The organism is Sorangium sp. So ce131, from assembly GCF_051519095.1.
GTDB lineage: Bacteria > Myxococcota_A > Polyangia > Polyangiales > Polyangiaceae > Sorangium.
In genome coordinates, this window is sequence record NZ_CP150455.1 from 9995650 (window position 1) to 10013653 (window position 18004).

Annotated in this window: 14 protein-coding genes; 12 read left to right on the forward strand and 2 right to left on the reverse strand. The window is 74.1% G+C overall.

The window, feature by feature from the left end:
* Positions 1-260 precede the first annotated feature (260 nt).
* From WMF43_RS36310 to WMF43_RS36320, 3 genes are all read left to right on the forward strand, one after another.
* Positions 261-1166 (forward strand): lysophospholipid acyltransferase family protein, encoded by a 906-nt coding sequence (locus WMF43_RS36310; protein ID WP_437671830.1) that lies wholly within the window; start codon positions 261-263, stop codon positions 1164-1166.
* Positions 1163-2092 carry an SDR family oxidoreductase gene (locus WMF43_RS36315; RefSeq protein ID WP_437671831.1) on the forward strand — a complete coding sequence of 310 codons (930 nt, stop codon included), beginning with the start codon at positions 1163-1165 and terminating at the stop codon, positions 2090-2092. Before WMF43_RS36310 ends, WMF43_RS36315 begins: the two co-directional genes overlap by 4 nt.
* 84 nt (positions 2093-2176) lie before the next feature.
* A complete protein-coding gene (locus WMF43_RS36320; RefSeq protein ID WP_437671833.1) occupies positions 2177-3742 on the forward strand; it encodes a dipeptidyl-peptidase 3 family protein in 1566 nt (521 codons plus the stop codon).
* A gap of 16 nt (positions 3743-3758) precedes the next feature.
* Here WMF43_RS36320 and WMF43_RS36325 read toward each other — a convergent pair whose 3' ends face one another.
* Both WMF43_RS36325 and WMF43_RS36330 read right to left on the reverse strand, forming a co-directional pair.
* Entirely contained in the window at positions 3759-5456 is a 1698-nt protein-coding gene (locus WMF43_RS36325; RefSeq protein ID WP_437671835.1) for an SBBP repeat-containing protein, read from the reverse strand.
* Positions 5453-6742 carry a hypothetical protein gene (locus tag WMF43_RS36330; protein ID WP_437671837.1) on the reverse strand — a complete coding sequence of 430 codons (1290 nt, stop codon included), beginning with the start codon at positions 6740-6742 and terminating at the stop codon, positions 5453-5455. The genes WMF43_RS36325 and WMF43_RS36330 overlap by 4 nt, the downstream gene beginning before the upstream one ends.
* Positions 6743-7153: 411 nt before the next feature.
* Between WMF43_RS36330 and WMF43_RS36335 the strand changes: the two genes are divergently transcribed.
* The 9 genes from WMF43_RS36335 (at position 7154) to WMF43_RS36375 (ending at position 18003) form a co-directional block, all read left to right on the forward strand.
* Positions 7154-8500 carry a serine/threonine-protein kinase gene (locus WMF43_RS36335; RefSeq protein WP_437671839.1) on the forward strand — a complete coding sequence of 449 codons (1347 nt, stop codon included), beginning with the start codon at positions 7154-7156 and terminating at the stop codon, positions 8498-8500.
* A 142-nt stretch (positions 8501-8642) separates the two neighbouring features.
* On the forward strand, positions 8643-9629 hold the full coding sequence (locus WMF43_RS36340) for an AAA family ATPase (protein ID WP_437671841.1): 987 nt from the start codon (positions 8643-8645) through the stop codon (positions 9627-9629).
* Positions 9626-10531, forward strand: coding sequence for a DUF58 domain-containing protein (locus WMF43_RS36345; protein WP_437671843.1), 906 nt, complete (start codon positions 9626-9628; stop codon positions 10529-10531). The genes WMF43_RS36340 and WMF43_RS36345 overlap by 4 nt, the downstream gene beginning before the upstream one ends.
* Complete coding sequence (locus WMF43_RS36350) at positions 10528-11814, forward strand: hypothetical protein (protein ID WP_437671845.1); 1287 nt, start codon at positions 10528-10530, stop codon at positions 11812-11814. The genes WMF43_RS36345 and WMF43_RS36350 overlap by 4 nt, the downstream gene beginning before the upstream one ends.
* A complete protein-coding gene (locus WMF43_RS36355; RefSeq protein ID WP_437671847.1) occupies positions 11811-12956 on the forward strand; it encodes a VWA domain-containing protein in 1146 nt (381 codons plus the stop codon). The genes WMF43_RS36350 and WMF43_RS36355 overlap by 4 nt, the downstream gene beginning before the upstream one ends.
* Positions 12953-14116 (forward strand): vWA domain-containing protein, encoded by a 1164-nt coding sequence (locus WMF43_RS36360; RefSeq protein WP_437671849.1) that lies wholly within the window; start codon positions 12953-12955, stop codon positions 14114-14116. Before WMF43_RS36355 ends, WMF43_RS36360 begins: the two co-directional genes overlap by 4 nt.
* Positions 14103-15206 (forward strand): tetratricopeptide repeat protein, encoded by a 1104-nt coding sequence (locus WMF43_RS36365; protein WP_437671851.1) that lies wholly within the window; start codon positions 14103-14105, stop codon positions 15204-15206. The genes WMF43_RS36360 and WMF43_RS36365 overlap by 14 nt, the downstream gene beginning before the upstream one ends.
* Positions 15203-17167, forward strand: coding sequence for a BatD family protein (locus tag WMF43_RS36370; RefSeq protein WP_437671853.1), 1965 nt, complete (start codon positions 15203-15205; stop codon positions 17165-17167). The genes WMF43_RS36365 and WMF43_RS36370 overlap by 4 nt, the downstream gene beginning before the upstream one ends.
* Positions 17164-18003 (forward strand): hypothetical protein, encoded by an 840-nt coding sequence (locus tag WMF43_RS36375; protein ID WP_437671854.1) that lies wholly within the window; start codon positions 17164-17166, stop codon positions 18001-18003. Before WMF43_RS36370 ends, WMF43_RS36375 begins: the two co-directional genes overlap by 4 nt.
* The last annotated feature ends 1 nt before the right edge of the window (position 18004 follow it).

Below are 18004 nucleotides of genomic sequence, written 5' to 3' on the forward strand. Positions count from 1 at the left end.
GATCACCGAGCGCGGCGCGGGGACCCGGCGCACGGCGCGTGGCGGGCCGTGCCTAGCGCAGCCTCCGCCCACGCCGGCAGCGCCCGCGCGCGCCACGCCGACAGCGCAGCGCCCGCGCGCCCACGCCGACAGCGCCCGCACGCGCCGCGCCGGCTGAGCGGGGGCCGCCGCGTGTTGCCCCGGCGGCGGTTGTGCTCCCCGCCCGATCGCGCGTACCCTCCGGGCGCCGAACGGGCGCCGAAGCCTCCGGAGGGTGACCCTTGACACTGCTCGTCAGCGACTCGATTGCCCAGCGCGTTCAGCGGCTGGAGATCCCTTTCAACAGCTTCGGGGTCGATCCTTACGGCATCTCCCAGAAGCACCTCGGCCTCTTCTTCACGCTGCTGGACTTCCTCTATCACCATTACTTCTCGGTGGGCGTGAGCGGCCTCGAGAACGTCCCGGGCCGGGGCCGGGCGATGCTCGTCGGCAACCACTCGGGGGGCGTCGCCATCGACGGGGCCATGGTGGTCGCGTCGATGTTCTTCGCGATGGATCCGCCGCGGCTGGCCGAAGGGATGGCGGAGAAATTCATCAATCGCCTCCCGTTCACCTCGCTCTGGTCGAGCCGCACCGGGCATATCACCGGGCTGCCCGAGCACGCGAGCCGCCTGCTCGAGGACGAGCGGCTGCTCATGGTGTTCCCGGAGGGCGCGCGGGGGACGGCCAAGCTCTACAGCGAGCGCAACTCGCTCGTGCATTTCGGCTCGGGGTTCGTCCGGCTGGCGCTCAAGACGAGGACGCCCATCATCCCGTTCGGCTTCGTCGGCGGCGGCGAGGCGGTGCCCACCATCGCCAACTCCTACGCGATCGGCCGGCTGTTCGGGGTGCCCTACATCCCGATCACGCCGTACCTCGTCCCGGCGCCGCTGCCGGTCCAGCTGGAGATCACCTATGGGGAGCCGATGAGCTTCGCCGGGACCGGCTCGGAGGAGGACGAGGTGATCATGGGCCACGTGGAGCAGGTGAAGGCGAGGATCGCCGAGCTCATCGAGGTCGGCCGGCAGCGGCGCCGACGGCAGCTCGCCGCCGACCTGCGCGGCGCCGCGCGGCCGGGGACCGCCTCCTCGAAGCCGGGGCCCCCCTCCTCGAGGCCGGAGCCCGCCACCTCGAAGGAGCGCGCGTGAGGGTCCTCATCCCCGGGATCACCGGACAGCTCGGCCGTATGGTCGCGACGCGCCTGCTCGCCGAGGGGCACGAGGTGATCGGCATCGACCGGCGCCCGTGGCCGACCGCCCCGGCCGGCATCGAGATGCACGACGTGGATCTGCGCAAGCGCGCCGCCGAGGACGTGTTTCGCAAGACCCGACCCCAGGCCGTCATCCACATGGCGACCGTGACGCACCTCGTGGAGCAGACGGAGGAGCGGTATCGGATCAACCTCGGCGGCACGCGCACCGTCTTCGACAACAGCCGCGCCTGCGGGGTCGAGCACGTGATCTTCGTCGGCCGGCACACGTACTACGGCGCTGGACCCGAGTCGCCGCTCTACCACACCGAGGAGGATCCGCCGATGGCGGTCTCCACCTTCCCCGAGCTCGCCGACCTCGTCGCGGCCGATCTCTACGCCTGCACGGCGCTCTGGCGCGCGCCCGAGCTGTGCACGACCGTGCTCCGCATGTGCTACACGCTCGGGCCGACGGGGCACGGCACGCTGGCGACCTTCCTCCGCGGGTCGCACGTCCCGTACGTGCTCGGGTTCGACCCGCTGTTCCAGTTCATGCACGAGCAGGACGTCGTGGCCGCCATCTGCCTCGCCCTCGAGAAGCGCATCCGCGGCGTCTACAACGTCGCCGGCCCGCAGCCCGTGCCGCTGTCGATCATCATCCGCGCGGCGGGGCGGATGGCGGTGCCGCTCCCCGAGTTCGTGCTGCGCAACGCGCTCGGCCGCTTCGGCCTGCCGAAGCTCCCGCGCGCGGCGCTCACCCACATCAAGTACCCCGTCGTCGTCGACAGCGCCGCGTTCCGCGCCGCCACCGGGTTCAAGCACGCCATCGACGAGGCCCAGGCGATCCGCGAGTACCGCGACGCGCACCCGATCCAGACGGGCTGATCCCGGCCGTCCGGCGCTCGCCGGACGTCGTCGACCGACGCCGTCACAGGCTCTGTTACCGACGCTGTCACCGAGGAGGTCCCGATGTTGTCCGACAAGGTCAAGCAGTTCGCGCCGGCGAGGCTCACCGCGGACGTCAGCCGGCTGCCGGAGGCGGAGCGGAAGGCGCTCGGCAAGCTCATCGAGGCGTCGAGGCAACTCGACCCGATCTTCGACCGCCAGGCGTGCGCCGAGAACCCCGAGATCCGCGAGCGGCTGCTCGCGGACAGCACCCCGGCGGGGCGCGACCGGCTCGCCTATTTCGACATCATGCGGGGCCCCTGGGACAGGCAGGATCACCACCGCCCCTTCGCCGTCGACAGGCCCCGCCCCCCGGGCGCCGGCTTCTACCCGGAGGACCTCTCGGCCGACGAGTTTCACGGCTGGATCCGGCAGCGCCCCGGCGACAAGGAGGCGTTCGAGAGCCTGTTCACGCTGATCCGCCGCGCCGAGGGCGGGCTCGTCGCCGTCCCGTACAGCGAGGCGTACGCGGCGTGGCTCGGCCCTTCGGCCTCGCTCCTGGGGGAGGCGGCGGCGCTCACCGAGAACGAGAGCCTGCGGCGGTTCTTGAGGTCCCGGGCCGAGGCGTTCCGCTCGGACGATTATTACGCCTCGGACAAGGACTGGATGGATCTCGACAGCCAGGTCGAGGTCACCATCGGCCCGTACGAGACGTACGAGGACGAGCTCCTCGGGCTCAAGGCCTCGTTCGAGTCGTTCGTCACCGTGAGCGATCCGGAGGCCTCGGGGAAGCTCTCCCGGTACAAGGAGCTCCTCCCGGAGATGGAGCGCAACCTGCCCATCCCCGACGAGGTCAAGACCGAGCGCGGCGGGGAGAGCCCGATCCGGGTCGTGGACCTGGTCTACAGCGCCGGCGACGCCCGCAAGTCGGTCCAGACGATCGCGTTCAACCTCCCGAACGACGAGCGCGTCCGCGCCGAGAAGGGGGCCAAGAAGGTCCTGCTCCGCAACGTCATCGAGACGAAGTTCGAGCTGATCATGCGCCCCATCGCCGAGCGCATCCTCGACCCGGCGCAGCTCGAGCACCTGTCGGCCGAGGCGTTCTTCAACGAGACGCTCTTCCACGAGCTCTCGCACAGCCTGGGCCCGGCCTTCACGGGCGCAGCGGGGGCGCGCGTCGAGGTGCGGCTCGCGCTCGGATCGACCTACGCCGCGCTCGAGGAGGCCAAGGCCGACGCGATGGGCGCCTACAACGTCCTCTTCATGATCCAGAGGGGCCACTTCCCCGAGAGCTTCCGGGAGAAGCTCCTCGTCTCGTACTTCGCCGGGCTCTTCCGGAGCACCCGCTTCGGCGTGGCCGAGGCGCACGGCAAGGGCGCCGCGCTCCAGATCAACCGCTTCCTGGAGGAGGGCGCCGCGCGCTTCGACCCCGGGTCCCGCCGCTTCGCCGTGGACACCGCCGAGCTCGAGGCCGCGATCGCCCGCCTCGTCCGCGATCTCTGCCTGGTGCAGCACCGCGGCGACCAGCAGGCCGCCCGCGAGCTGCTCGCGAGGTACGGCGACGTCTCGGAGCCCATGCGGCAGGCGCTCGGCGGCCTCGCCGGGATCCCGATCGACCTCCGGCCGATCTACCCGCTCGCCGGCGAGTGAGCCGGCGGCGCGGCGCTCACGGCGCGATCTGCACGAGGAACGCGTCGGCGGCGCCGAGGCTCGAGAGCGCGCCGTTGCCGAGATCGATGCTGCCGCTGAAGTGGCCGGTCACCCAGCTGTTGCCGAGCAGGTCCACCGCCACCGCGGCGCCCTCCTGATCGCGCGCGTCGCCGAACGACCGCGACCAGCGGTGGACGCCCTGCGGGTCGAGCTTGACCACGAACGCGTCGACGCCGCCCGCGCCCGGGTGCGCCGTCCCCTCGAAATCGACGCTGCCCGTGAACGAGCCCGTCACCACGACGTCGCCGTCCAGGTCGATCGCGACCGAGGCGGCCTGCTGGTCTCTCGAGTCGCCGAAGGCCTGGGTCCACTGCGGGACGCCGTTCGCGTCCAGCCGGACGAGCAGGATGTCCGCGTCCCCCTCGTTCCTGCGCAGCTGCTCGCCGAAGGTGACCGCCCCGCGGAACGAGCCGGTCACGAAGACGTTGCCGATGCTGTCCACGGCCACGCCGTGCGCCTCGGCCGCGTTGGTCGCGCTCGCCGTCAGGGCCCAGACGTAGTCCCCCTCGGGGGTGAGCTTCGCGATGAACATGTCGGACTTCGCGAAGCCGTGGATCTGCGCGTCCACGAGATCGATCGTCCCGACGAACGAGCCGACGAGGAGGATGTTGCCCTCGCGGTCGACGGCGACGCCGGTGCCCTCCTGGTGCTCGGCGTCGCCGAGCTGCTTGGCCCACAGGAGCTGGCCCTCTGCGTCGAGCTTGGCGAGGAACACGTCGCTGCCGCCGCGGCTCTCCAGGGTGACGCGCTCGCCGCCCCTGCGCTCGCCGAGATCGAGCGCGCCCCGGAAGCGGCCGGTGACGATCGCGTTCCCCGCCGCGTCCACGGCGACCGCCGCCGCGGACTGGCTGTCGTCGTCGCCGAAGCGCCGGCTGAACAGGTGCCGGCCGGCGGCGTCGAAGCGCGCGATCACGACGTCCTCGCCGCTGTCGCCGCCGCCCGCGAGCGCGCCGCCGCCGAAGTCGACGTCGCCGGACGCGCTGCCCACGAGCACCACGTCGCTGCCCGCGATCGCGAGCCCCCGGGCGACGCAATCGGCGAAGCGGTGGCTGAACCCGAAGCGCCGGTCGGGGGTGAACGAGGCGAGGAAGCAGTCCATGTGGCCGATCTCCCCGAGCTCCTCCGACACCCCCTGGCCGAAGGCGGCGGTGCCGGAGATCCGCCCGGCCACGAGGACGTCGTCGTGGCCGTCGCCCCTCTGGCCGACGGCGACGGCCAGGCCGCGCTGATCGCCGGTGCCGCCGAGCGGGACGCTCTGCACGGGGGCGCCGGTGCACCCCGTCCGCCCGTCGCAGTTCGTGTCCTCGCCCGCCGCGCAGCCCTCGAAGCCCGGCAGGACCTCGCCGTCGCAGGCGCCGAGCTCCGTCCCGTCGTCGTTGCACGTGGCGACGCCGGCCCTGCAACGGCCGACGCCCGCGGTGCCCTCGGGCCCGCCGTAGCAGGCCGCCTGGGCGCGCGGGACGCAGCTGCTCTGGCCCTCGCCGCCGCCGCCACCGCCGGTGCCGGCGTCGCTGCCCCCTGCCCCGCCGCCCCCGCCGGGCGGATCCGGCGCGAGCTCGGGGAAGGGCGCGATGAAGACACACGCGCCCGCGCTGGTGCAGGCCAGGGCGAGCGCCGCGAGCGCGCTCGCTCCCGCGCGGCGCGCGCGGCTCACAGCGACCCCCGCACGGCGACGCCTGCGCCCGCGGGGCCGACCCACGGTGAGAGCGCGGTCGCCCCGGCGGCGGTCGGGCCGGGCGCGGGCGGGCGCCCGGCCGCGCGCGGGGCGCTCAGGCGCGGCGGCGCGGAGGGCCAGAAGAGGTACGTGGCGTAGCCGCCCGCGAGCAGGGCGACCCCGGTGAGCGCCGTGCTCGTGAGGGCGAGGGCCTGCCCCCGATCGCGCAGCGCCTCCCGCTCGCCGCGCGAGCCCGGGGCCGGGTGGGCGTTCTTCTCGAGGTAGAGCTGCCGCGCGTCGTACGCGAGGGCGCCGGTGATCACGGCGCCCACGGCGAGCGTGGCCGCCGCCCCCGCGACGATCTCCGGCGCGAGGAGCGGCCCCGGCGCGGGATCACGCGGCGGGGCGGCGCGCAGCGGCGCGAGCGGCCGCGAGGCGACCGGCGGCCGCTTGCGACCGAGCTCGGCGCGGAGCTCAAGGACCGCGCCCGTCTCGGCGCGCACCGTGGCCTCGAACCGCTCCGCGTAGTTCTCGGCCCGCGCGGAGACGCGCCGCTCCCCCGGCGTCACGAGGATGGCCGCCCCGACGAGCGCCGGGTGGATCGGCTCGCCGTCGATCTCGACGCGCACGTCGGTCGCGTCGTCGGGCAGGCGCAGGACGATCTGCGACGTCTTGGTGCGGAGCTTCTCGATGCGCGACCGCGACTCCGCGGCCAGCGCGAGCTCCTTCCGCGCGGCCGCGCTGGACTGGGCGAGCTCGAACGCGTTGAGCGCCTCGACGACGTGGCCGAGCGCCTCGTGGCAGACGCCGAGGTGGTACCAGAGCGGCGGCGACACGACGATCTTGCGGATGCGCTCGTAGGTCTCCAGCGCTTCGGCCCAGCGGCCTTGATCCTCGGCCGCGAGGCCGAGCGCGAAGAGGCGCCGCGCGGACGCGAGCTCCGCGGCGCTCGGGTTCCGGGGCGCGGCCGGCGCCGCGCTGCCGGCCCCGCTGTTGTTCAGCGCGCCGGCGGGCGACGCGCCGGCGGGCGACGCGCCGGCGGGCGACGCGCCGGCGGACAACGCGCCGGCGGGCGACGCGCTTGAGGGCGACGCGCTCGCGCGCGGCGCGACGGCGAGCGGCTCGCTGGCGGACGGCGCGACGGCGAGCGGCGCGCTGATGGGCGGCGCGCTCGCGGGCGGCGCGACGGCCGGCGGCGCGCCCGCGGGCGACGCGGCCTCGGCGCCCCTCGGAGCCTCATCGGCGAGCGCAGCCGGACCGACGCCGACCATGGCGAAGAATACCACTCCGCCGATGGTGATCCGATGCTCCAACCACGCCCCCTTCCCAATGCAGCAATAGAGGCAAACTAACGGTAGTCATGCAGCATGAGTCTCGACAACAGGAAAAATGTTTGAGATTGGCGTCCGATCCTGGAACGCTTCTGCATCGCCCGGTGCCCCGTGTGGTCGCTGTGCGGACGCCGTGTCGCCCAGTGGGTCGCATCCCCTGTCGCGCACCGCGTTGCGCACCTCGTCACGCCTCCGTAACGCACGAACGCACGTCGCCACGCCCCCATCGCGTACCTTATCGCACAATCGCGCCGCCGTTAGGCCGGATGATCGCTCCATGAGACATTCAGCATGGTCGGATTCACAACGACACAGGAGTCGCAGGTACGAGCTGTGATACCGCCCGTCGATCTTGTGCCAGGCCAGATGCTCGGCCGCTATGAGCTGCTGATCGCGATCGCACAGGGCGGAATGGGCACCGTGTGGGCCGCCCGGGAGCGCGGCGGCCCGGCGGGCGACAGGATCGTGGCAGTCAAGACGATGCTGCCGGCGCTCTCCAGCGATCCCCGCTGCAAGCGCATGTTCCTCACCGAGTCTCGGATCGCGTCCCGGATCAAGCACCCCAACGTGTGTGCGATCCTGGACCAGGGTGAGCAGAGCGGGGTGCTCTACTTCGTGATGGAGTGGATCGACGGCGACGCCCTGGTGGCGCTGCTCGGCGGCAGCGCCCGGAAGCAGGGCAGGCCGCTCCCGCTGCCCGTCGCGGTGCGGATCGCGATCGAGGCCGCGCGGGGGCTGCACGCGGCGCACGAGCTCCGCGACGAGGGCGGCGCGCTGGTCGGGCTCGTGCACCGCGACGTCTCGCCGCACAACATCCTGATCACGCGCGACGGCTCGGTGAAGATCGCGGATTTCGGCGTGGCCAAGGCGGTGGCCCAGGCGGACAACCCGACGACGAACACCGGCCACATGAAGGGCAAGATCCTCTTCATGGCGCCCGAGCAGGTCTACAGCGACGACCTCGACCGGCGCTCCGACATCTTCGCGCTCGGGATCGTGCTCTACCAGCTGACGACGGGCACGCACCCCTTCGCCGCGAGCCACGACCTCGCGACGATGGCGCGCATCGCCCGCCCCGAGCCGGTCGATCCGCCGAGCTCGCTCGTCGCCGACTACCCGCCCGCGCTCGAGGCCGCGGTGCTGCGCGCGCTCGCCAAGGATCCCGCCGAGCGGTTCGCGACGATGGCCGAGCTGGCCGACGCGCTGGAGGCGGTGAACGCGACCCTCGGCGGCCGCGGCGAGGAGGTCACCGCGTACATCCGCGACGCGCTCGCGTCGCGCAGCGCGCGGCGCGCGACCGTGATCGAGGACGCGCTGCGGGCGGCGGACGGCAGGGCGCCGGGACGGTCGCCCTCCCGCCTGGATCCGCGCCGCCGCGCCCGGACGATCGCGACCGCCGCGGCGCTCGTGGCCTCGGGCGCGCTGCTCGGGGCGGCGACGCTGCTGTGGATCGGCCTCGGCGAGGGGCCCGCCGCGCCGGGCGTGATCGTGCCGGCGGGGACGTTCCCCGCGGAGGAGCCGGCGCCGCGGAGCACCGCCGGCGACGAGCGCGCGGCCGCGCCCGCGCCGGCGCCGACGGGGACGCCGGCGCCCTCCACGTCGCCCGCGGAGCCGCCGACCGCCGCCCCCAGCGCGAGCGCGAGCCCGGCCGCGCCGCCGGCGCGATCGCCGACCGACACCCGGCGCGCCAAGTTCCGCGATCCCGGGTTCTAGCGTCGCGCCGCGTCGCTGCGCGTCGCTACCAGCCGACCGGCGGCGCGCGGAGGCCGCCGGGGCCCGCCGCCGCGCTCGAGGAATATTCGGGCGGCGCCGGTTGTCCTCGGGCGGCCGGGCTTGCTATGAGCTCCCACCCGTTATGCACGACGTACGCGCCCTGAACGAGCTGGTCGCCAAAGAGAGCGCCTTCATCGACACCCTGCTGAGCGAGGTGGGCAAGGTCATCGTCGGCCAGACGTACATGATCGAGCGCATCCTCATCGGGCTGCTCACCGGAGGGCACGTGCTCCTCGAGGGCGTCCCGGGCCTCGCCAAGACGCTCACGGTGAGGACGCTCTGCGACGCGATCGAGGCGAAGTTCTCGCGGATCCAGTTCACGCCGGACCTCTTGCCCGCCGACCTCATCGGCACGGTCATCTACAACCACCAGAAGGGCGACTTCACCTCGAAGCTGGGCCCGATCTTCGCGAACCTGGTGCTCGCCGACGAGATCAACCGCGCGCCGGCGAAGGTGCAGAGCGCGCTGCTCGAGGCGATGCAGGAGCGGCAGGTCACGATCGGCGACACGACGTACCCGCTGCCGAGCCCGTTCGTGGTCATGGCGACGCAGAACCCGATCGAGCAGGAGGGCACCTACCGGCTCCCGGAGGCGCAGGTCGATCGGTTCATGCTCATGGTCAAGGTCGGCTACCCCGGGCGCGCGGAGGAGCGGCAGATCATCGATCGCACGACGTCCGTGATCGAGGGCAAGGCCGCCAAGGTGACGACGCCCGAGGAGCTGGTCTCGGCGCGCAAGGTCGTGCGCGACGTGTACATGGATGATCGCGTGAAGGACTACATCGTGGATGTGGTCTTCGCGACGCGCGAACCCGGGCAGAAGGGGATGCGGGAGCTGAGCAGCCTCATCGAGTACGGGGCGAGCCCGCGCGCCTCGATCGCGCTGGCGCTCGCGGCGCGCGCGCACGCGTTCCTGCGCCACCGCGGCTATGTCACGCCGGAGGACGTGAAGGCGATCGGCCCGGACGTGCTCCGGCACCGGGTCGTCCTCACCTACGAGGCGGAGGCCGAGGAGGTGACGTCCGAGCAGATCGTCCGCCGCGTGTTCGAGGTGGTCGAGGTGCCGTGAAGGCCGCCGGCGCGAAGAACCCGCTGCCCCCCGAGCTCCTCAAGCAGCTCCGGCGCATCGAGATCCGGACGCAGCGGCTCGCGAACGAGCAGCTCTCCGGGACGTACTCGTCCGTCTTCAAGGGGCAGGGCCTCTCGTTCCGCGAGGTCCGCGCCTACATGCCCGGCGACGACGTCCGCTGGATCGACTGGAACGTGTCGGCCCGCATGAGCGAGCCGTTCGTGAAGGTGTTCGTCGAGGAGCGGGAGATGACCGTCATGCTGGTCGTCGACGCCTCCCAGAGCGAGCAGTTCGGCACGCGGCGCGCGTCGAAGGCGCGCGTCGCCGCCGAGATCGCGGCGCTCTGCTCCTTCAGCGCGATCAAGAACAACGACCGCGTGGGCCTCGTGCTCGCGACCGAGGCCATCGAGAAGCTCGTGCCGCCCATGAAGGGCGACAAGCACGTGATGCGCGTCATCCGGGAGATCCTCGGGCACCAGCCGAAGTACACGGGGACGAACCTGAAGCTCGCGCTCGAGACGCTCGTCAAGGTCGCGAAGCGGCGGAGCGTGGCGTTCGTGATCAGCGATTTCTTCGCCGAGGGCTTCGAGCGCTCGCTCTCGCTCGCGAGCGCCAAGCACGACGTGATCCCGGTGATGCTGGTCGACCCGCGCGACGAGGAGCTGCCCGACGTGGGGCTCGCGACGTTCGAGGACCTGGAGACCGGGGAAGAGGTCGTCGTGGACACCGGGGACCGCGCGGTGCGCGACCATTACCGCGCCGCCATGCGCAAGATCCGGAGCGACCGGGACAAGCTCTTCAAGCGGCTCGCGCTCGACGCCGTCGTGGTGAAGACGGGGGAGAGCTTCGTGACCCCGCTGCGCGACCTGTTCGCCAAGCGGGCGCGGAGGCTCCGGCGATGAGGCGTCGCGGCCCCTCGGCGGGAGCGCGCGCGCTCGGCCGCGCGGCGGCGCTGGCCTCTCTGGCGCTCGCGTGCGCGGCGCCGGCGCTCGCGCAGCCGGCCGCGGGCGGCGCGCCGTCGAGCGCGCCCGCCGCGCCGGACGACGCCCCCCCGCCGCCGCCGGCGCTGCCGGCGCCCGCGCCCACGAAGGAGCGCGGCGCGGAGAGCGCGTGGGCCTCGTGCACGGAGCACGTGCCGCCGGGCGCGACGCGGCCCCAGCTGACGGAGGTGTTCCCGCGGAACGGGTTCAGCGGGTACGCGGCCCCCCTGGAGGTGACGGTCGCGCACGGCAAGGGCGAGACGGTGCTCCCCGAGGGCTTCAAGGTCCAGGGGGACAGCGACGCGGCGCGCGCCATCCAGCAGGCGGGGTTCGTCCTGCCCGAGGCGGACGCGGGCGCCGGGCCGACCAGCGAGACGACCGCGACCGACACGGGCGCGACGACCAAGCTGATCATCCCGTTCGTCCCGCTGCCGAAGGAGCCCGGGAGGAGCCTCTTGCGGCTGCCGCCGGTGCCGATCGCGGTGTCGCGCGCGAGCGGGGAGCTCGTCACGGTCTGCACCCGGCCGCACGAGATCGTGGTCGAGGACCCGATCGCCAACGAGCGGGATCCGAAGGTGAAGCCGAACCCGCCGCCGCGGCCGCAGCGGGAGGAGTGGGTGCTCGCGAAGCAGCTCGCGGCCGGCGTCGCCCTCGGCGTGGCGCTCGGCGCGCTGCTGGCGTGGCTCATCCGGCGCTGGCTGCGCCGGCCCCGGGTCGTGCCCGCGCCGCCGCCGAAGCTGCCGTGGATCGCCGCGCTCGAGGAGCTCGAGGCGCTCCGGCGCTCCAGCCTGCTCAGCGAGGGGCGGACGGACGAGTACTTCGATCGCGTGAGCGACTGCGTGCGCAAGTACCTCGGCGCGCGGTACGGCTTCGACGGCCTCGAGACGACCAGCGACGAGATGCGCGCGCTGCTCGCGCGGGTGCGCCCGCCCGTGCCGGTGCTGCCGCAGATCGCGCGGTTCCTCGCCGACTGCGACCTCGTGAAGTTCGCGCGCCTCCAGCCGAGCGAGGCGGACTGCCTTGAGGCGATCGAGCGCGGCGAGGTCATCGTGCACCGCACGACGCCGCCGGCGGCGCGGCCCAGCGAGGGCGCGGCGGGGCCGGGCGGCGCCGGGGCCGGCGGCGGCCAGGCCGCCCCCAAGCAGCCGCCGCAGGAGCGACAGCCGCAGGAGCGGCAGGGCGCGGCGGGGGAGGAGGCGCCGTGAGCCGGGCGAAGCGCGCCGCGCTCGCCGTCGTCGCGACGCTGGTCGTCGCCGCGCTCGCCTGCGTCTACCCCTACCTCGCGCGCCGCGACGCGTGGCTCGGCGCGAGCTGGCAGCACCCGTGGTTCCTGGTCGCGCTCGTCGCGGTGCCGCTCGTCTGGTACTGGGGCATCTTCGCCGAGGACGCGCGGCGGCCCCGGCTCCGGATCGGGACGGTGACGCCGCTCGCGCGCGGGCCGCGCGGCCTGCGGAGCCACCTGCGCGACCTGCCCGGCGTGCTGCGCGCCGTCGCGCTCGCGCTGCTCGTCCTCGCGATCGCGAGGCCGGTCAGCGTGCTCAGCGAGCAGCGCTCGGACGACAAGGGCATCGACATCGTGGTGGCGCTCGACCTGTCGGGCTCGATGCGCGCGATCCTCGACGCGAAGGCGAGCGACCTCCCCGGCCAGCCCAGGCTGCCGCGCAACAAGCGGCTGACCCGGCTCGACACGGCGAAGCTCGTCCTCCAGGACTTCATCAGCCGGCGGCGGACCGATCGCCTCGGCGTCGTCGTGTTCGGCAAGGCGGCGTACGTGCTGTCGCCGCCCACGCTCGACTACCACCTGCTCACGCAGATGGTCTCGCGGATGACGCTCAACGTGATCGACGGCAGCGCGACCGCGATCGGCGACGCGCTGGGCACGGCGGTCGCCCGGCTGCGCAGGAGCGACGCGCAGTCGAAGGTCGTCATCCTCCTGACCGACGGCGACTCGAACGCGGGGGCCATCTCGCCCGAGTACGCGACCCACCTCGCGACCTCGCTCGGCGTGAAGGTCTACACGATCCAGATCGGCACCGACGACGAGGTCGAGGTCGAGGACGGCGTCGATCTCTTCGGGCAGCCGCGCTACGTGCGCCACCGCTTCCCGGTGAACCCCGCGCTGCTCCGCGAGATCGCGCAGAAGACGGGCGGCGAGGCGTACGTCGCGACCGACGCGAAGGCGCTCGCGGACAGCATGCACGACGTGCTCGATCGGCTGGAGAAGACCCGGTTCGAGGCGTCGATCGCCGCGTACGAGGATCTCTTCCCCTTGCTGCTCCTGCCGGGGGTGTTCCTGATCGGGCTCGACGCGCTCCTGCGCGCCTGGCTGCTCCGGAGGTTCCCGTGAACTTCGCGGCCCCGTGGTTCCTGCTCGGGACGGCGTTCGCCGCGCTGATCGGCCTCTTGCTCATCCTCGGCGGCTTCGGCGTGGCCCGCGCGATACGGCGGTTCGGCGACGAGGACCGCGTGAAGGCGCTGACCACGGCCGACCCGTCGAAGCGGCGCGCCTGGAAGGGCGTCCTCCTCGTGCTCGCGACGGCGCTCGCGTTCGTGGCCGCGGCGCGCCCGCAGTACGGCAAGGGCACGCGGCTCGTGCCCGCGACCAACGTCGACGTGGTCGTCGTGCTCGACTACTCGAAGAGCATGTACGCGCGCGACGTCGAGCCGTCCCGCATCTTCCGGGCGAAGGTCGAGGTCGCCCGCCTCATCAAGGACCTCGAGGGCGCGCGCTTCGGCGCGGTCGCGTTCGCCGGCGAGCCGATGGGCTTCCCGCTCACGGCGGACGGCGCCGCGATCGCGCAGTTCTTCCGCCAGCTCGACCCGAACGACATGCCGATCGGCGGCACCGCCATCGCGCGCGCGCTCGACCAGGCGAACGATCTCCTGAAGCGCGACCCCAAGTCGGCCGACCACAAGCGGATCATCCTGCTCGTCACCGACGGGGAGGACCTCGAGGGCTACCCGCTGAGCGTGGCCCAGGCGATCGGCGCCCAGGGCACGACGATCCACGTCGTGCAGATCGGCGGGCGCACGCCGGAGCCGATCCCGGAGATCGGCCCGGACGGCCGCGTCGCCGGGTGGCGGACCGACCGCGAGGGCAAGCCGCTCACGACCGAGCTGTCGCTCACGGGCGAGCAGCAGCTCGCGTCGATCGCGCAGGCGACGCCGGGCGGGCAGATCGTGCGCGCGGAGAAGGGCACGACGGGCATCGAGACGATCGCCGCGGAGCTCAGGCGGCAGATGAAGAGCGAGTTCTCGGAGCGGGTCGAGACGGTCTACGCGGACGTCTACTTCTACCCGCTCGGCCTCGCGATCCTGCTCCTCATCGCCGAGGTGTTCCTGAAGGACGCGCCGCGGCGGCGCTTCGTGGCGACGAGGCTCGAGGCCGCGCCGCGGCGCGCGGCGCTCTTGCGCGGGCGCGGGGCGCGCGCCGGCGGCGCGGAGCTCGCGGCGGGGGCGGAGCCGGCCGCGGGCAGCAGGTCGGGAGGGCAGCATGCCGCGTCGTGATCGCAAGCGGGTGGATCTCGCCGGGTTCTTCACGCGCCACGGGCGCGGCCTCGCCTTGCTGCTCGCGGCGGCGTGCCTGACCGGCGCCGCGTTCTCGGCGGCGTCCGGGTGCAGCGGGTGGGACCCGACGTCCCCGTTCGAGCGGAACGCGCCGGAGGTCGACCAGGCGATCCGCGACCTCGACGCGGGCAACCTCGAGTCCGCCGAGCAGGCCCTGGAGAGCTACCTGGGGACGGGCCCGTGCAGCGACGCCGGCATCGGGCTGCCCGACGCCGTGCGCCAGAAGCCGAACGGCTCGTTCGACCTCGGGCTCACGTTGTTCCACCTCGCCGAGCGTTACGGCCAGCGGTTCGGCGACGAGGAGCTCGCGGACGGCGGGGCGGCAGAGAGCCCGGAGCAGGCGCAGAACGAGGCGCTGCGCGGGATCGAGATCGACTGCGCGCTGACCCTGGCGAAGGCGATCGGCGCCGATCCGAGCGTGCCGGCCGACCTGCGGGCGCGCGCCCGCTACCTCTCGGGCAACCTCGAGTTCCTGCGGCGCAAGTACGAGGACGCCGTGAAGTACTACGATCAGGCGCTCGCCATCGTCCCCGGCGTGCTCGAGGAGGCGGGCGGCGACGGCGTCGGCCGGGACGCGGCCTGGAACCGGGCGATCGCGCTGCGCCGCATCGAGGAGCAGAAGGACGCCGGGCCGCCGGACGCCGAGCCCGACGCGCCGCCGGACGCCGAGCCCGACGCGCCGCCGGACGCCGAGCCCGACGCGGGCGACGACGGCGGCCAGCAGGACGCGGGTGACGACGGCGGCGGCGAGCCCGACGCGGGCGACGACGGCGGCGAGCCCGACGCGGGCGACGACGGCGGCCAGCAGGACCAGAGCCCGGACGCGGGCCCGCAGGACCAGCAGCCCGACGCGGGCGCGCCCCCGCCGCCCGAGCAGCCGGAGCCGCCCGAGCAGCCAGAGCCGCAGCCGCGGACCGGGCAGCAGGACGACCGCATCCTCGACCAGCTCGAGGAGGCGCCGACGTACCAGGAGCAGGAAGCGAAGAACAAGGCCGCCGCGCGGCGCGGCCGCGCGATGGAGGACAAGTGAGCCGCCCGGCCGTCTCCCCTGCCCCGCTCGCGCTCGCGGCCCTCGCGCTCCCGCGCCCCGCGCCCTTCGCGGCGGCGCTGCTCTTCGCGCTGCTCGCGCTGCTCGCCCCGCTCCGCGCCGGCGCCGAGCCGAAGGTCACCGCGCGCGTGCGCCCCGCCGAGGTCGAGGTCGGCGAGCCGTTCTCGGTCGAGATGGAGGCGCTCGTCGAGCGCGGCGCGTCGATGCCGTCCGATCCCGAGCTGCGCCTCCCGGCGAACCTCTCCATCACGTCGGGCCCGAGCATCGGGACGCAGATGTCGACGCAGATCACGGGCGGCGTCGTGTCGACGCAGCTCGGCATCAGCGCGTCGTGGCAGGTCGTCGCGAGCAAGCCCGGCCGCTACACGATCCCGGCGCCGACGATCGCGTGGAACGGCAAGCGCTTGGCGGCGCAGCCGCTCCAGGTCAACGTCGAGCCGGCGACGGGGCGGCGGCGCCGCCCGAGCAACCCGTTCCTCCTGCCCGGCGGCCCGATGCAGGGCTTCCCGTGGCCGTTCGGCGCGCCGGGGAGCCTGTTCGACGACGAGGAGGAAGAGGTCGAGGACCAGGCGCCCGAGCTGTCGCTGCCGAGCGAGCCCGAGCCGGTGGCGTTCCTGCGGGCGATCCCCGACAAGACGACCGCGGTGGTGGGCGAGCAGGTGACCGTCTCGTTCTACCTGTACACCCGCGCCAGCGAGATCACGGACACCGGCGATCTCCGCCAGGCGCCCGCCGCGGACTTCCTCCGGTATCCGCTGCTCGAGGACCCGCGCAACGAGCGGCCCGTCGCGACCCGGGTCGGCGAGCACCGGTACATGGTGCGCCTCGCCGACAGGCTCGCGCTGTTTCCGCTCAAGGCGGGCGCGCTGCACACGGGCACCATGCAGGCGCGCGTCACGGCGCGCCGGATCGGCTCGCGCGTGCTGCGCCAGTCGAACGACGTGGTCATCCAGGTCAAGGAGCCGCCGATCGACGGGCGCCCGTCGGGTTACGCCCTCGGCGACGTCGGTCAGTTCACGCTGAAGGCGACGGTGCAGCCGCGCCAGATCGACCAGGGCGGCTCGGTGGCGGTGACGGTGCAGGTCACGGGCACCGGCAACTTCCCGCAATCGCTCCGCGTGCCGGAGCGGACCGGCCTCGAGTGGCTCGACCCGGAGAAGCGCGAGTCGATCGAGCCTCGCGGCGGCAAGATCGGCGGGTTCCGGTCGTTCGGCTACGTCGTCAGGATCCAGGAGAGCGGCGCCGTGGACCTCGGGAAGATCGACTTCCCCTACTGGGATCCGGAGCAGAAGCGCTACGTGGTCGAGAGCGCCCCGCTCGGCACGGTCGAGGTGAACCCGGTCGCCCCTCCGACGGTCGCGTCCTCCACGCCGGCCTCCCGGGCGCCGGGCGGCGACGCCGCCGCCCGCGGCGAGCCGTTCGCCGGGATGCCGGGGCTGCGCGCGTCGCTCGGCGCGTACTCGCCGCCGGCGACGATGCCCCTCGACGGCGCGCTGTTCTGGTGTCTGCTCGCCGCCCCGCCGCTCCTCGTGACGGCGTTCGGCGCGGGCGATCGGCTCGTGCGCCGGACGCGCGAGCGCCGCGCCGCGGGCGCGGCCTCGCCCGCGCGGCTCGCGGCGGTCGCGCAGCGCGAGGCGGAGGAGGCCGCCGCGCAGGGCGACCTCAAGGCGACGGCCGCCGCGATCGAGCGCGCCGTGCACCGGGCGATCGAGGCCGCGACGGGCCTGCGCTCCCGCGGCGTGCTGCTCGCGTCGCTCCCGGGCGAGCTCGGCCAGCGCGGGGTGCCCGAGGCCCTGTCCGCGCGCGTGAGCGAGGCGCTCGCCGCGTGTGAGGCGATCCGGTTCGAGCCGGCGGCGCAGGAGGGCGGCGGCGCCGCCGCGGCGGCGCTCGTCGAGAAGAGCCGCGCCGTCCTGAACGACCTCGCCCGATGGAAGCCGGCATGAACGGCCAGAAGCGGCGCCGCCTCGCCGCCGCGCTCGCCCTCGCCGCGTGCCTCGCGCCGGCGCTCGCGGCGCCGGGCGGGGCGCGCGCGCAGCCGGCGGAGCCCCCGGAGGCCCTGTTCCAGCAGGGCACGGCGGCGCTCGGCCGGGGCGAGTACGGCGCGGCGATCGACACGTTCGAGCTGCTCGCCGACCGCGGCTTCGTGCACCCGGACGCGAGCTACAACCGCGGCCTCGCCTACGTCACGCGGGTCCGCGAGGGCGCGGATCGCCCCGGCGATCTCGGCCGCGCCGCGGCCGCCTTCGAGGAGGCGCTGCGGCTCCGCCCGGGCGACGCGGACGCGGATCGCGCGCTCGACCTCGTGCGCGCCGAGATCACGCGCCGGCGCTCGCGCCGGGCCGCCGACGCGGTCGAGGTGCGCCCCACGCTCGACCGCGTCATCGTCGGCCTCGCCTCGGAGCGCACCTGGGCCGCGGCCGCGCTGCTCGCGTCGCTGCTGCTCTCGCTCGGCGTCGTCCTGCGGCGCCGCCCGGCGGGCCCCGCGCACGTCGCGGGCAGCGTGCTCGCGCCGACCGCGCTCGTGGCGCTGCTCGCGCTCGTGCCGCTCACCTACGCCGCGCGGCACCTCCGGCTCACCACGCGGCCCGGCGTCGTGGTCGTCCCCGAGGTCCGGCTGCTCGACGAGGGCGGGCGGGCGCTGCCCGCCGCGGAGCAGAGCCCGATCCCGGAGGGCGCGTCGGTCGAGGTCGGCAGGAGATCGGGCGGGCTCGCGCAGGTCCGCTGGGGAGCGACGGAGGGGTGGGTGCCTGCGTCGAGCCTCCGGATGCTCGCTCCATGAG